This is a genomic window from Thermoplasmataceae archaeon (assembly GCA_038729425.1).
GTDB lineage: Archaea > Thermoplasmatota > Thermoplasmata > Thermoplasmatales > Thermoplasmataceae > B-DKE.
Map to the genome: position 1 here is coordinate 97,915 of JAVYSB010000002.1, position 14,897 is coordinate 112,811.

Consider the following 14,897-nt stretch of genomic DNA (forward strand, 5'->3'; position numbering starts at 1 on the left):
ATGAAGGATAAGAGTGAAGTTGCAACAGCTGCCAAACCACGAAGAAATTTCACCAATTTAGATGAGTTAGCTGATGCAATAAGCAAAGGGCTCAGTCTACAGAACAGGAGAATGAGTCACGAGGAATCGGTGGAAGCTGCAGAGCACCTCATAAACTTCTTCGGATACAATGACCGTGTTATTGACAATATGCTCGAGCCGGAAGACAGGGACGCATTCTACACCATGGAAGATATTGGCGTATTGCAGACAGAGCGAGAGGAAACCACTCTATACGACGGCAGAGAGTGGAGAATACACTACTGGATACTTAACGTTCCGCGGATTATCGAGCTGTCAGAAATGAAGGTTTTTGAGACAGCTTTGCCGCAGGACACAACTTTTCAAATTTACAGCGAAATACCAGACGAGTACTGGAAACCAAATTAGGTGTTGGAATTTGCATATAGCGATTCTAGATGAGGAGAAATGTCACCCTAAGAAGTGTAACCATGAGTGCCAGTACTATTGCCCGCCAGTAAGAAGCGGCATCATGACCATAGACTTTCCTAACCCTGAGGGTCAACCTGTAATTACAGAAAGTCTATGCATCGGATGCGGAATCTGTCCAAAGCGGTGCCCATTCGGTGCCATTAAGATCATTACGGTACCTGACGAACTTAACAGGGATACGGTACACCAGTATGGGGTAAATGGCTTCCGGATTTACTCAATGCCGACGCTATCAAGGGGTAAAGTAACAGCTCTGTTAGGACAGAATGGTATGGGGAAAACGACCACGCTTAAGATTCTCGCGGGCTTGACCGTACCTAATTTTGGTGATTATTCCAACGACGCTTCTAAGGAGAAGGTAATAGAGCACTACACCGGTAGTCTCATGGGTGCTTATTTCAAGGATCTCTATTCCGGAAAGACCAGGGTAGTCCTGAAAGATCAGCATGTTGATCTCATACCCAGAGTTATCAAGGGGACGATTGGAGAAATACTGAAGAGGTCGGATACGGACGGAAAGCTACAGGACGTGATACAGAGTCTCGATATGATCTCATCGCTGAACAAGGATGTTTCCTCATGTTCCGGTGGTGAACTGCAAAAATTAGCCATAGCTACTTCCCTACTGAAAGATGGCGATGTATACCTCTTTGACGAAATGTCATCCTACCTTGACGTGAATGACAGGATGAGAGTATCTTCCATAGTTAAAGAGATGTCCGAAAAGAAAACTGTGATGATCGTGGAACACGATCTTGCTCTTATGGACTGGATGGCAGATACTGTTCATCTTGTCTACGGTTCACCAGGGGCATACGGGGTCATATCCGAGCAAAAGACTACCAACAGGGCGATAAACGCATTTCTCTCAGGATATTTGAGGGAGGAAAACGTAAGGATTCGGCCTTACGAGATCAAGTTCCAGGATAGATCTCACAAAGCAGAACAGACCGGCATTGAACTTGTTGGATGGACCGACATCACCGTTGCCCTTTCCGAGTTCAGTCTTGAAGTATCTGGCGGTTCAATAAGGTCCGGTGAGACAATAGGTGTTCTTGGCAGAAATGCCCTTGGAAAGACTTCGTTTGTCAAGATGCTGGCGGGGATAATAAAGCCAGATAAAGGGTCTGTAAGCAGCACAATTTCCGTAGCCTATAAGCCGCAGTATATCTCTATGGATTTTCCCGGTACAGTCAGGGAACTGATATTATCGATCTCAAAGGATGCCTTTTCGTCTCCATTCATTATGAATGAAATCTTGGCTCCAATGCAGATAAATGAACTCATGGATACCGTTGTTAATGATTTATCCGGTGGCGAGCTTCAGAGGGTAGCAGTTGCAACCACGCTTTCGCGGGAAGCTGATCTGTATCTGCTGGACGAACCGTCAGCTCACCTAGACAGTGCGTTCAGGATGGCTGCTGCCAAGATAATACGTCGTGTAATGGAAAATAACAGGAAAAGTGCTCTCGTTGTTGACCATGATGTGTATTTTATTGATCTAATATCGGACAAGCTTATCGTTTTTACAGGCACTCCTGGGAAAGCCGGAGAATCTTTCGGCCCCACCGACATGCGCACAGGTATGAATATATTCCTGAAGAGCGCAGGGGTAACATTTAGAAGAGACCAGGTCACAAAGAGACCAAGGATCAACAAGCAGGGTAGCAGCCTGGACAGGATGCAGAAGAATTCGGGGAATTACTATTATTCGGCTTGATTATCCCCTAGAGATCTGCCTAGAAATTGTTTATTACAGTTCAAAAATTATCCCACACAATGGAACTAATTCACAGGGATGGCCTTTCGAGGATCGCAAAGTTGTCAACAGCTCACGGCATAATTGAAACGCCGACGGTCATGCCCGTGGTAAATCCCAATATAGTCGTAATAACGCCTCAGGAAATGAAGAAGTTCGGGGTCAGTAGTATCATTACCAACAGTTATATCATCAGGAGATCGGAAAGACTCAGGACTCAGGCCGAAAGGAGTGGAATTCATTCCCTTCTGAATTTTGATGGACCAATTATGACGGATTCAGGTACTTTCCAGAGTTATGTTTATGGAGATATTGAATATGGAAACCAGGAGATAGTTGAGTTTCAGAGAAAAATTGGCAGTGATATCACAACTATTCTGGACATCTTCTCGAAACCATCAGACAGTCACAGCGAAGCTGAAAAAGCTGTTGATGAGACCTACCGCAGGATTAATGAGATCGAAGCATCAGATAGCGGCATGCTCGCCGGAACAATACAGGGGTCTGTATACACGGACCTAAGAGTAAAATCAGCCTCCCTGATGTCAGCGAGCCAGGCTACATACCTACCCATAGGTGGCGTGGTGCCACTCCTCGAATCCTATAACTATCGTCAATTGGTGGACATAATCATAGACTCGAAGACCAATGCCAATTTCGGTAAGCCAATACACCTCTTTGGAGGAGGGCATCCGATGTTCATGGCAATGTCCGTGCTACTTGGTGTTGATATATTTGATTCAGCATCGTACATCAAATATGCCAGAGATTCCAGGCTCCTGTTTTCTGATGGCACACGGGATCTAACAGCCATTTCAGGTTTTCCTTACTGGAGTCCTCTCAACGGGAAATATACTGTTAAGGAGCTTATTGCAGCTACGGAAGAGGAAAGATCCAGATCAATAGCGGAGCACAATCTGGCTGCAATATTCATGGAGTTATATGAAATCAGGGAAAGAATTTTTGAGCAGACACTTTGGCAATATGTAGAAGCGAGAGCACGGTCACATCCATTTCTCTTCAGTGCGTTCAGAAGGATACTGGAAAGATCTAAAGAGCTGGCGAGATACGAAGAGTTGTACAAAAAGTCCCCATTCTTCTATTTCGATTCATATTCAGATTCCCATCCTGTTTTGGAGAGGATGCGGAGTTTTTCGGAAAGAATAAACAAAGGCCATGAAAGCCGACAAGTTCCGGAAGGGATCTGGAAACCCGGCAGAATGGATAACGCCTTTATCTCCAACGTGTACAATAAGACGAGCCACTCGTTTGTAATAAAATGGGAAAATCTCTCAATTCCACTTGAGCTGAATGAAACTTTTCCCATTGAGCAGGTCATAACCTCTGCAATGAGAGAGTATCCTGACTACAGTTCCCGTAATAATAGATCGGAAATTTCAGACCTGGGGGATGGAGGACGCAGTGTAGAAGATGTCAGGAATTTTGATCTTGAGAAGATTAGGGCTGTTGCTGATCTTCAGTTTTCTTCCGGAATAGGGAGAAAACTGTTTCCTGATGATGTAGTTATTGTGAAGTCGCGGAACACAGGTCGTATTCGAAACATAATGATTGGCAATAAAATAATTGCTACAATGCGGGCACATGACGGTTTCCTCACCCTGAACGTGGAAGGTGGTCGAATAATCAATGAGATTTCTCCATTTCCAAGATTCAGGGTCCAGGTTGATTCGGAGAGCGCGCAGTTTAATGCAAAAGGTTTCAATGTATTCTTCAAATTTATCAAAGAATGGGACAGGGACATAATTCCCCTGAATGAGACTTTAGTGGTCGATGAAGCGGGCCGATTTGTGGCTGTTGGTAGATCCACAGTCTCTGGTATGGAGATGGGGCACTACAGGAAGGGCGTGGCGGTAAAGATACATCACAGCATTTCCGGAAAAGAGAAGTCAGAGAACTAGGTTCTTCCCAGAATTCCGCGCTTTGACATATTTGTCAATGGTGGTCAGGAACATGGCGAATACCATGATCGTCCCTCCTATAACCGTGTATGGTCCTATGGGCTCTTTGTCAATAATTACAGATGCAATTGCCGCGAAAATGGGCTCACCGACAAATATTATGCCTGCGGCGGTTGGTTCAATGAATATAAGTGCCTTCGTCGTCACGAACATGGCAAACGTTCCTGCGAAAATTGCCGTGAATGCTATGGTAAAAATGGCATAAGCGTTCAGGTCTAATTGAAGGGATGGATATGACGGTATGAAAAGCAGCGAAAGGACAGATACCATTAAAAGCTGATAGAAAGTGAAGATAACAGTATCCAAACCGGAACTGTGTTTTGACAGATACGCGATCTGGAATGCGTAGACAACCGCACCAATCAGCGTCAATATGTCTCCCAGCTCAACTCCGGAATTTGTAATAGATCCGCTTGACATGAGTATAAGGCCAGAGAAAGCGATAACGGAAGCAGTTATGTCGTATCTGGAAACTTTCCTCTTCAGGTAAAGGTAAGACATAAGTGGGATTAAAACAACATATATCCCTGTTATAAGACCCGATTTGGATGCAGTCGTATACTCCAACCCAACAGTCTGAAAGTAGTACCCGAAGAAAAGGAGAGTTCCTGCAGTAACCCCGTAAGCAATGCTTTTACGTTCGAATATACCTTTCTTCTTCCTGAGAAAAGGTAAAAGGATCAGAGTAGAGAGGCCAAATCTCAGGAATAAGAAGATCAGGGGTGAAATATACTGCAGCGTTGTTTTGATCAGGGGGAAGGTCAGCCCCCAAAAGAATGTCACGAGCAGCAGGAGACCGAGATAAGAAATTTCTCTTGAGTTCATGCTCTGTTCCTTTTAAGCACATATGCTAAAATTGATGGATTTCTCAGAAGTATTGACAGTATAACTTTGGACGGAAAATCGATATCACCTGTCTTGTTTATGATCTCGACGTTGCCGGGAGATGATAGTATTCCGTATATTTTATCAAGGGCACTGTCCGGGATTCCTGAAAAGAATCTCTGTGCAAGGGAATCGAACTTCAGCTCCATCCCAAGTTCGCGTTTCCAGCCTTTTTGATATGAGGACAGAGCATTATCTCCAAAGACCTCAGACTCAAGAGCAATCCTGATGGATTCTGACGCATGCTTTGAAGAAACTATCCCGGTGAATATTCCTCCACCGGAAAGTGGTTTTACTATGCCAGCCGCATCACCTACAAGGAGACTCCTCTTGCCATATGTTCTTTTCAGGTATGTGATGGGAATACCCCCTCCGTTTATTCCAAGGATCTTTCCGCTTCCGAATTTCCTGTTTATGTACTGGAAATGCTCAAGTGCCGGTTTCCGGTAGGTTCCAACCCCTATCTTCGATAGTTCCCCTGCAGGTGTTGCCCAACCGAAAAAACCATGGGTCGATCTTGAACCGATGTAAACGTTTACACTGTCTTGGTCCTCCATTCGAGCTGCAGAATCTACCTGGTAAGTGGATATAATCCTTGATGGGGATTCATATTCAAGATCTCTCCTGACGATACTGTTTACGCCATCTGCACCCACCACTATCCTGCCTTCAAGTTCCCGAATATTCCCGTTTTCCCGGCATATGATCGAAGCCGCATGATCGCTTACCTTTATCTTTAGGGCCCTGGAATTAATACGAACGTCGGCACCAGCTCCAATAGCCATTGCAGACGCATCCTTGTCGAACTGATCCCTGTCCATCACAACGGTTTTTTCAGCTTTCTGTACATGAATACCCTTTCCATTGGGGAAAATAATGTGTGCTCCGCTGACAGAATTAACCTTCGCTTTTGTCCGAACATACTTGAACACTCTTTCCGAAACCAGGCCCGTACATTCTACTGGCCTCCCTACTTCCCTGTGTTCCTCCAGGTTTACAACATCAAAGCCCAGTTTTGCAAGGCTATATGCCAGATACGAACCAGACGGTCCAGATCCAACTATAAGGACATCATGCACTACCAGCTAACGATTTCTCGCATAAAAATCTTGCAAGGGTGGGTTCGGTTCGAGGCTAACCCTTCCAGATGCCTATCCCAAGACCAATAAAGAACAGCAATATAGAGAACGTCACCACAAATGTTCCGAAGTGCACTGAGGACGCATAAGTTGCAACTTGGGAAATCAGGTTGGTTACAGATATTTTTGGCACAAGCGAAAAACCGATGAAATAAGCTATAAGGAGACCGATCACAATAAGTATAAAAGAAGTAAGGGCTTTCTTTATTGCAATACCGAAGAACAGACCATCCAGGAACAGTAATATTACGGTCAGTTCCTGACTAAATGGTTCAAGGAATGTGGGGTATGCCATGTCTCTTCAATAATAGAATGTCTGACAATATAAAATGCTTTCTATTTAATAACAGTAGGCCATAAACGTGGGACAAGAAGAGGGTACCAAACAGTTTCCAACAGTAGTTTTCAATGCGTTGATCTATCCTGCAAGCACTATTATCAATCTTGACAAGTAACTCGGTGGCGGATCAGCTGTCCAGCTAAAAGAACTGATCAAGCGTTTTCATGTTTGTTGGGCTATCTTTGGCGTTCACAACCCTGCTCTCTTTATCCACTTCATCCGGAAGTTTAAGGTCATCTCCGAGGCTCTCAAGCACCCTGTTTAGGGTTTCCCTTACCCTGGAAGCATAGTACGCCCAATCAGGGATGCCATCGAATTTGACTCCGTCAATGAACGGCTCCACTTCTTGGGGAGACTTTTTGCTATTGGTAACTATCCATGAAACTTTCATTCCCGGTATGAAGGTCTCGCCGCGTTCCATAAGTTTCTTGGCTACTCTTACATTGGCAAGGTTCATGTTTTCCTTATAGTCTCCAAACTTCCTGACAGACCTGGAAATGACGAGATTCTCAATGTCTATCTCAGGATCGCCTGATAATATCTTTTTAACTAGGGTGTCAGCATATTCTCTGGCACCGCTGATATCCTTATTCAATACAAAATCGAATACCTTTGAAAGCGCCTCGCTCTGAAGGTCGAATGAATCCGTCCTCCTGACTTCATATCCCCTCACGAGAACAGTATCCTTCTGATCATATGGAAAGACAATCTTACCGGCATACCTTTTCTTTGCACCGTGAGAGAAGAACGGGTCCAGTACCTTTTCGAACTCCACTATAATCCCTTCCTTGTTAGAAAGTCTTCTGCTTAACTCTTCCCCTATGTTTACTGCTTCCTCATGGGATTTTGCTCCAGACTCTATGAATATACTGTCTGTATCTCCATAAATTACAACTTTGCCCTCCGACTTGAGAAGATCGATCAACCCGGTTATGGTATCTCTGGCATACGCTGTGATTGCCCCACCTATTTCAAGGTTGGTGAACCTGTAGAAGGACGATGCCAGAACCCCATAGAATGTGTTCATAAGAATTTTCAGCGCTCCCTGTATGCCATCCAGATAACTCCTTTCTTCAGGCGTGCCGGCTTTCTTCATGTCTCTCTTTACCTTGTCCCTTTCATTCATCAGGTCTTTCAGTATTCTAGGTACAAGTCCAACACGTTTTGTGGGGTCCAGAAACCTAGCGCCTGTTGGGGCAACAATTGTCCCATTTGGGTCGAAGGTTGTGAAGCAAATGTTGTATTTCATGATCATAGAAGGATACATGCTCTTGAAATCCAGCACGACTACATTATCATAAAGCCCGGCACCAATGGAGTGCACATAGCCGCCTTCAATCGGGTTTTCTTTCAGATCGTGAGAAGTCATGGGAACTCCTATATTCTCACGGTCCGCTCTTCTGATTAGAATTGAGTCTACATAATTGCTCGTGCCGCCATTGGTGACATCATCCAGTGGAAGTTTTGTAACGGTGGACATGAACAGGTTCCGGTCAATAACCCTGAGACGCCTGAAAATCTGTAGAGTAAGATAGGCATCCTTTATGCAGTAGTCTATCACTTCCTGCCTTCGGTTAGACCACTCCTCCTCTATCTTTAACCTGTTTATATTGTCCTTGCCTTCACCGAGCAACTCCAAAGCGACATAGTTCAGGGTCTCATGTTTTGGGTGGAGGATCTTCTTCACGTTCCACCACGTATCGCTGATAACCCTGCCGTGCAATCTCCAGTACTGGTTATTCACCCTATTTGGCTTTCTGAAATCTCTCCCAATATTGAAATCCACGCCTTTTTTCGCCATTCTTTCCTGGATGAGCGGGAGATCGTAACCATCTATGTTGTATCCAGTCAGTACATCAGGGTCTTCCCTGCAAACCAGACTGACAAATTTCTGCAACAGGTCCCTTTCGTCGCCAGAAACCTCTCCTTTCTCAATTGTGTCCCCAATGGAAATTGCGTAGCCTATGACATAAATTTCGCCACTCTGGATGGAGTTCTCGACATCAAAGCTCAGTACCTTCAGTCGTGGATTGAATGACTCCGCATTATGAATACTGTCTATGCGAACAACCATATCCGTGGTGTATCGATTCTTTTCTTCGGCCAGCTCTTTCCCATCAACCTCGACAGTAGCTCCGAGATCGAGATCGTAAATGAATCTATGATGAAACGGAATATCGGATGAAAGGGTTTCAGTATTTGCGAGGGACCTCAGTTCCGGTACCTTCCATGGAGACCTGACGAATACACGTTTTACTGGGCGTTCTGATCCGTAAAGCCAGAGCTTTATATCCTTCTCTTCCAGATATTCTGGGTTTTTCCTGAACGATTCCATAAAATCTTCCGAAGGGGATACTATATCAAAATAAGGTTTGAAGCCGAAGTAGAGGGCGGTGACTGATTTACCGTCTTCCGTTCTACCGAATAACTCGACGGTAACGTCTCTCTGTCTGTAGGAGGACGCAACTATCCTGAATTTAACCTTCATGTGCTTCAACATGTCAGGTCCGGATATTAATCATACTGGTTCGAGGGATCATCAGTTTACAACGCAGGCACTAAAGGCTTATCGATATTCCTCTGGAGGAAGATTCATTTGCAGCGGTTACAATCCTCACGATATTTGCCCCATCACGTCCAAGGGCAATATTGGATTCCTTTCCATTTATGAGAGACGCGAATGATCTCAGCTCACCCTCGTAGGGTGACCCGCCACTGTATGTATCTAGGACTTTACCGTTTAGAATAAGGGACCCGAGTATTGAGGTTCCGAAGATGTCTTTGCCGAATACAGTCCCCTCACTTCCAGAAACATATAGGCTGTTATCTGGCTTTCTAGTCTTTCTTGACGAAACGGCAGTTGCGATCATGCCAGTATAAATCATGTCAACTTGCTGAGTTGTGTCAATCAGGGTATTCGCGGGAAACTTAACGGAAAAGACTCTCTCTGGCGGTTTTCCTAGGACGTAAAGTATGCTATCCAGGACATGAACCCCTGTTCCCATAATTGACCCACCGCCAGCTTTGTCTTCTTCCCCCCACCACTGTCTGTCAGTCGTGGAATGTGGCGAAGAAGGTTGGCCACCCCATGTGCCTGATACTGACACAGGATCCCCGATATCACCGGATCTGACAATGTCCATAATCTTCTTCAGGGCTGGATGGAAACGCATATGAAAACCTATTGCGAGTGCAAGCCCGCTTTTCTCGCTTATTGAAATAAGTTCTTCTGCCTCGCTTGTTTTAAGCGTCATCTGCTTCTCGAGCAGAACGTTCTTCCCAGAATCCAGAGCCAATTTCGCCTGGGGGAAATGAAGGAAATTGGGAGATCCTATGTAAACGCCATCGATATCAGACGACATCATCTTTTTCAAATCGTTAAAATATTCCGCACCGTACTCTGCAGCAACCCTGCCTCCCTTTTCCTTGTCCGAGCTATAAACCGATCTTATCGAGAGCCCAGCTGTCTTGAACGCAGGCATTATCCTGTTTAAAGAATGGTTTCCGAGGCCAACTATGCCAAAGTCCATGTTATCGCATGGTATTATTCGTTTTAATTGTTTGTGGCGTATAATCTAAAGTTGTTTGCCAAAGACTGTAGCAGCACTAAAGCCTTCCATTGGAACCAGTCTGTTAGAAAGGCGCCCAGCATCCTCTGCCGGAACACAAGTTATTCCATCACCATTCATGGCAAGGGACTTGTCTGACCTGATCATCTGTACCAGCACTGTGTGCCCAGACCAGACATAGGCCAGATTTCCCCCAGACATAAGAAATGTTCCTGTTCCGTGGTACCTCTCGCTGAGCTGAACATATGCCCACCCCTCACAAACCAGGTCGCTGGCGATGAATGATGTGCGTTCCCATGTAGAGGTTTCTGGCGTACCTTCATAAAATCTGAATGATCGGAGTGGCCTGAATCCCTTCTTGCTTGCCAGATTCAAGGACCTGAAATTCTTATCTTCTATGAGCATTCTCACCATTTTACACCCATGTGTTATGGACATAGCAATGAGGTAATCCGTGATTGCGGAGCCAACACCAAGTCTCCTGGACGCTGGTTTCACCCTAAGGCCGCCCAACCACGCCGCGCCGTCCTCAAGGAAGTTTACCTTTCCAAAACCATCGACTTCCTCGCTTTCATACAGAACGATCATGCCGTCTTCAAGGTACGAAGGTCCAATTAAATTGATATAATCGTCATACCCCGATTCGGCTGAAATCTTGCTTATTACGGACCAATCTTCAATTCCTGCTATCCTTAGCTTTATGTCCTCACCAACCTGAAAGAACTTGACTCAATGTATGGAACGAATCTAATATCTCATCGAAAAGTAATATTTAGAATCTCTGTATACCCAAGAAGTGAGCCAAATGAGCGACAAGATACAGTTGAGGTCAATAAAGGACGTTGCGCGAGATCTCGGCCTGACCGAAGATGACTATGAAATGTACGGGAAATATATTGCCAAACTCTCACTATCTTTGCTGGATAGAACATCCGGGAATGGTAAGCTGATATTGGTAACCGCAATAAATCCTACACCTGCTGGTGAGGGGAAGACCACTACTACCATCGGTCTGGGACAAACGCTGAGAAAAATGGGAAAAAGAACACTCATAGCAATCAGGGAACCATCACTGGGACCGTGTTTTGGAATAAAGGGTGGAGCAACTGGAGGTGGGCTGGCAACCGTTGAACCGAGCGATAGAATCAACCTTATCTTCACCGGTGACTTCCCAGGAGTTACTGCGGCCCATAACCTGCTGTCCGCTATGATCAATAATCATATACACCACGGTAACAAGCTTGGGATAGACCAGAAGAGAATCGTATTTCCAAGGACAATCGACATGAATGATAGATCATTGAGGAGTATCATTGTCGGTGTTGGGGATAAGGAAACGGGATCTCTGAACATGGATAAATTTGTAATAACTCCTGCATCGGAGATAATGGCGATCCTCGGGCTTTCCACCGGATACACTGACCTGAAGAACAGACTCGGGAGAATACTTGTAGCCTATGATAACAAGTTCAATCCGGTGTACGCAAAGGATCTGAAAGCCGAAGGGGCAATGGCTTCACTTCTGGTGGACGCCCTGAAGCCGAATCTTGTCCAGACAAGAGATGGCACGCCTGCGCTCATCCACACCGGCCCCTTTGGAAATATAGCTCATGGGACTTCCAGTATAATTGGAGACAAGATTGGGCTCAAACTTTCAGACTATCTTGTTACTGAAGCTGGATTTGGCGCCGATCTTGGGGCAGAAAAGTTCTTTGATCTGGTTTCCCGGCAGGCGAACCTGCCTGTCGACGCTGTTGTGCTGGTAGCTACAATAAGAGCGCTAAAGCACAACGGAGGTGCGAAAGAACTGGACGTCGAAGACCTTAAGTCACTTGAAACCGGCTTTAAGAACCTTAAGAGGCACATCGACCTGATCAGGCGTTTCGGTCTTAACCCGGTGGTGAGCATTAACCGGTTCAAGTCGGACACTGACGCTGAGATAGCAATACTGGAAAAGCTCCTGAAGAATGAGAAGGCAAGATGGGCGCTGTCTGAGGTATACATGAAAGGTAGTGAAGGTGGAAAGGACCTTGCCAACGCAGTTCTTGAAGCGCTGGAAGATAAAAACATAAGGATCACCAGATCCTATGAACTCGACGAGCCCGTAAGGGACAAGATTGTGAAGATCGCAACTAAAGTTTATGGCGCAGATGACGTGGTCTTCTCCAAGGAGGCGCTCCGGGATCTGAAGAGGATTTCCAAACTGGGGCTCGATAAACTTCCCATATGCATGGCGAAGACCCAGTACTCTCTGTCTGATGATCCGACGCTGTTGAACAGTCCTGAGAATTTCAAGGTTCACGTTGGATCTATAAACATTTCATCTGGTGCCGGTTTCCTGGTCCCGATGTTGGGGGAAATCATGACCATGCCTGGACTGCCTGAACACCCTGCAGCCGAGAATGTGGACATTGATGATTCAGGCAATATAATTGGATTATTCTGAAAAAACTATACCATTTTTTTCATTAATGGTGTTGTCCGCGGTATTTTATGTGGACTACACAAAAATTTATATCTTGAAAATTTTTTCATACATGAATTGTTTAACGATAGTTCTGACAGCATTTTGGATATGCAGTGTGTAATAGAAGTAAACAGGGATTATCCCATATTTGGTATGTCGCGCGGGCTTAAGATTGAGATGCCTGGCCTCATCACGTTATCCCCCGACTCTGTTGATCTACTCCTTTTGGTATCGAAGAAATATCAGGATTCCAGGGATATGCGAATATTTCTGGAAAAATTCAATGCAAGTGATATAGGTGCTATGTGGGTAATAAAGACTAGCAGCCGGGAACACGCTTCACTTAAGAATTTCACGCTGATAACTGATATCCCGTCAAGTGTCATTGACGGCATAGTTGTGTCCGGTGGCACGATGAAGATATACACAAGGTTCAACCACAGATTTGCCAGCACTGTTTCAGAGGCCCTGCTAGAAGCTTCCATCCGAAAAACCGGTGCGTTTCCACTATATCTTGGCAAAAGCAAGGGCAGAGACTTCTTCCTCAGGGAGATAAGCTCTGCTATAGACCTTGACTGCGTGACACTTTCGAGTCTTCCCCCTGAGGCCGAGAAAGCCGTGGATAGGAACCCCGTTCCAGTTCCATGGGTCAGGGAGGTGAGATATTTGTCGAAATCCACGATTGACGCGGTTTATAACTCCTCTTCCATATCTGAAGCGGAGGATAATGACTACAACGAACACAGGTATTACGAGGCGAAGACAAAAAATCCTGTACTTGAGGCGATAACATCCATGACTGCTTCTGTTACGGTACCCACATATTCAATCGTTCAGCAGTTCGATGGGAATAGCTTTGAGATGCAATTCGCCATCCCCTCTGCCTACACCCCGATTTTTCTGAGGATCGTCTCCGAGGTTGATACCAAATTCCCACAATGGGCGATATTCATCACCGGTATCAGACAATTTTCGGATCACTGTGTGACCCTAGGTTCTGTGAAATAACTCTGAGATTGTCCACTTTTTCAGATCGCAAAATATTCCTTGGCAAATGTTGCCTAAAATTCTTGTGTTCATCTAGTAGCCATCCTCCGCAGTTTACGTAATTATATCGTGACTCGTAAACCATTTTTTAATGAACTTTAAATAGCATGAGTGTTTTTTATACACATCCCCTATCTCTAAAGATCAGCTAAAATTAATGCTCTACTGTAAAATGACATGTATATCACTTCAATTATCTTTTTGTAAACCCTGAAAAGATAACTGATTTTGACAAATACCGTCAGAAAATATTTAAAAGGGTAGATCATTTACACTCTGTGGTAAACGATGACTAAGTTCGTGCTCATATCTGATACTACACTCGCTTATGAATACCGAAACTTCCCGCTTCTGGACTTCCTGCCATGTGCACCGAGCAAGACAATTCCAGGTCCAGTTTACAGGTTCCTTAAGGGGCCAGCTCCGCCGGCACATCCGGACGGTCAGGCGGTCTACTCTCAATATTCAATAAGGAAGCTTGAGGCCTCCCTGCTGCGTAAATACAGGAGGGAGGATGTTGCTGTTGCACATGAGGATTATATGTCCAATTTTATCAAGGACGATACGGAAATAATTGGCGTCTCTACCATGGATCCTCTGGGACTCGGCCCGACCACGATGTCCTACTTTGCCCTATTCGGCGGAGACCTTATGGCCTGGGTGAGACGCGAATGGGATACCCTGATTTCAAGGATAAATGCGGCTAGAGAAGGAACCAAGGCTAAACTCGTCGTGGGCGGCCCCGGTGTATGGGAATTCACGATCCTTAGAGACGAGATAGAGAAATACAAGTTTGATTACGTCGTTCAGGGCGAAATGGATGACATAGCTCCCGCGCTGTTTGAACAGATATCGTCCGGCAACATCGATCCATCACTGTTCTATCAGGGATACATGACATACGATGATCATTTCCGGAAGGTGATCAAGAACGATCCAAAGTTTCTTGCCAGAGGAATAACCCAGAAGGCTTACCCGAAACTGGAAGATATACCAGAGATCGTGGGACCATCCATGAAGGGCATGGTAGAGGTCATGAGAGGATGCGGCGTTGGCTGCGATTTCTGCGAGGTCACGCTGAGACCTCTGAGATACTATCCTGTAGAGAAAATGGTGAAGGAAATTGAAGTTAACGTCAAAGCGGGACAGACCAATGCATGGTTGCATTCCGACGAAATATTCGGCTTCAAGCACGGCAACATGTTCGAACCGAACGAAGA

At 45.3% G+C, this 14,897-nt stretch carries 12 protein-coding genes; 6 read left to right on the top strand and 6 right to left on the bottom strand.

Annotation, left to right across the window (positions count from 1 at the left end; translation table 11 throughout):
- The 3 genes from QW597_02285 to tgtA are packed head-to-tail and all read left to right on the top strand — an operon-like array spanning window position 1 to window position 4,170.
- Window positions 1-429 (top strand): DUF6015 family protein, encoded by a 429-nt coding sequence (locus QW597_02285; protein ID MEM0155417.1) that lies wholly within the window; start codon window positions 1-3, stop codon window positions 427-429.
- A gap of 10 nt (window positions 430-439) precedes the next feature.
- Entirely contained in the window at window positions 440-2,212 is a 1,773-nt protein-coding gene (locus tag QW597_02290; protein ID MEM0155418.1) for a ribosome biogenesis/translation initiation ATPase RLI, read from the top strand.
- 59 nt (window positions 2,213-2,271) lie between these two features.
- Window positions 2,272-4,170: a tRNA guanosine(15) transglycosylase TgtA gene (tgtA, locus tag QW597_02295; protein MEM0155419.1), complete on the top strand. Its 1,899-nt coding sequence runs from the start codon at window positions 2,272-2,274 to the stop codon at window positions 4,168-4,170.
- On the opposite strand, the gene QW597_02300 is transcribed toward tgtA, so the two are convergent.
- The 6 genes from QW597_02300 to QW597_02325 all read right to left on the bottom strand — a co-directional run bounded on the left by QW597_02300 (window position 4,159) and on the right by QW597_02325 (window position 10,751).
- Window positions 4,159-5,055: a DMT family transporter gene (locus tag QW597_02300; protein ID MEM0155420.1), complete on the bottom strand. Its 897-nt coding sequence runs from the start codon at window positions 5,053-5,055 to the stop codon at window positions 4,159-4,161. The two genes, tgtA and QW597_02300, sit on opposite strands and share 12 nt — an antisense overlap.
- The gene (locus QW597_02305; protein MEM0155421.1) at window positions 5,052-6,194 is read right to left on the bottom strand and encodes an NAD(P)/FAD-dependent oxidoreductase; all 1,143 of its coding nucleotides are present in this window, start codon (window positions 6,192-6,194) and stop codon (window positions 5,052-5,054) included. The genes QW597_02300 and QW597_02305 overlap by 4 nt, the downstream gene beginning before the upstream one ends.
- A gap of 55 nt (window positions 6,195-6,249) precedes the next feature.
- Window positions 6,250-6,549 carry a hypothetical protein gene (locus QW597_02310; GenBank protein MEM0155422.1) on the bottom strand — a complete coding sequence of 100 codons (300 nt, stop codon included), beginning with the start codon at window positions 6,547-6,549 and terminating at the stop codon, window positions 6,250-6,252.
- Between the two features lie 184 nt (window positions 6,550-6,733).
- Window positions 6,734-9,082, bottom strand: a complete 2,349-nt coding sequence (locus QW597_02315; GenBank protein MEM0155423.1) for a DNA polymerase domain-containing protein — start codon at window positions 9,080-9,082, stop codon at window positions 6,734-6,736.
- Between the two features lie 70 nt (window positions 9,083-9,152).
- Window positions 9,153-10,124, bottom strand: a complete 972-nt coding sequence (locus QW597_02320) for a Gfo/Idh/MocA family oxidoreductase (protein MEM0155424.1) — start codon at window positions 10,122-10,124, stop codon at window positions 9,153-9,155.
- A gap of 45 nt (window positions 10,125-10,169) precedes the next feature.
- Window positions 10,170-10,751, bottom strand: a complete 582-nt coding sequence (locus tag QW597_02325; protein MEM0155425.1) for a GNAT family N-acetyltransferase — start codon at window positions 10,749-10,751, stop codon at window positions 10,170-10,172.
- Window positions 10,752-10,968: 217 nt separating this feature from the next.
- Here QW597_02325 and QW597_02330 point away from each other — a divergent pair, with 217 nt between their 5' ends.
- The 3 genes from QW597_02330 to QW597_02340 form a co-directional block, all read left to right on the top strand.
- Window positions 10,969-12,609, top strand: a complete 1,641-nt coding sequence (locus QW597_02330) for a formate--tetrahydrofolate ligase (GenBank protein MEM0155426.1) — start codon at window positions 10,969-10,971, stop codon at window positions 12,607-12,609.
- Window positions 12,610-12,705: 96 nt separating this feature from the next.
- Window positions 12,706-13,638: a hypothetical protein gene (locus QW597_02335; GenBank protein MEM0155427.1), complete on the top strand. Its 933-nt coding sequence runs from the start codon at window positions 12,706-12,708 to the stop codon at window positions 13,636-13,638.
- Window positions 13,639-13,965: 327 nt separating this feature from the next.
- The coding region (locus QW597_02340) for a radical SAM protein (GenBank protein ID MEM0155428.1) at window positions 13,966-14,897 on the top strand (932 nt) is incomplete at its 3' end.

Bases quoted from the DNA above. Each gene is read 5' to 3' on its own strand.
- QW597_02285 (MEM0155417.1), top strand. From the start codon at position 1: ATGAAGGATAAGAGTGAAGTTGCAACAGCTGCCAAACCACGAAGAAAT.
- tgtA (MEM0155419.1), top strand. From the start codon at position 2,272: ATGGAACTAATTCACAGGGATGGCCTTTCGAGGATCGCAAAGTTGTCA.
- QW597_02300 (MEM0155420.1), bottom strand. From the start codon at position 5,055: ATGAACTCAAGAGAAATTTCTTATCTCGGTCTCCTGCTGCTCGTGACA.
- QW597_02310 (MEM0155422.1), bottom strand. From the start codon at position 6,549: ATGGCATACCCCACATTCCTTGAACCATTTAGTCAGGAACTGACCGTA.
- QW597_02315 (MEM0155423.1), bottom strand. From the start codon at position 9,082: ATGAAGGTTAAATTCAGGATAGTTGCGTCCTCCTACAGACAGAGAGAC.
- QW597_02320 (MEM0155424.1), bottom strand. From the start codon at position 10,124: ATGGACTTTGGCATAGTTGGCCTCGGAAACCATTCTTTAAACAGGATA.
- QW597_02325 (MEM0155425.1), bottom strand. From the start codon at position 10,751: ATGATCGTTCTGTATGAAAGCGAGGAAGTCGATGGTTTTGGAAAGGTA.
- QW597_02330 (MEM0155426.1), top strand. From the start codon at position 10,969: ATGAGCGACAAGATACAGTTGAGGTCAATAAAGGACGTTGCGCGAGAT.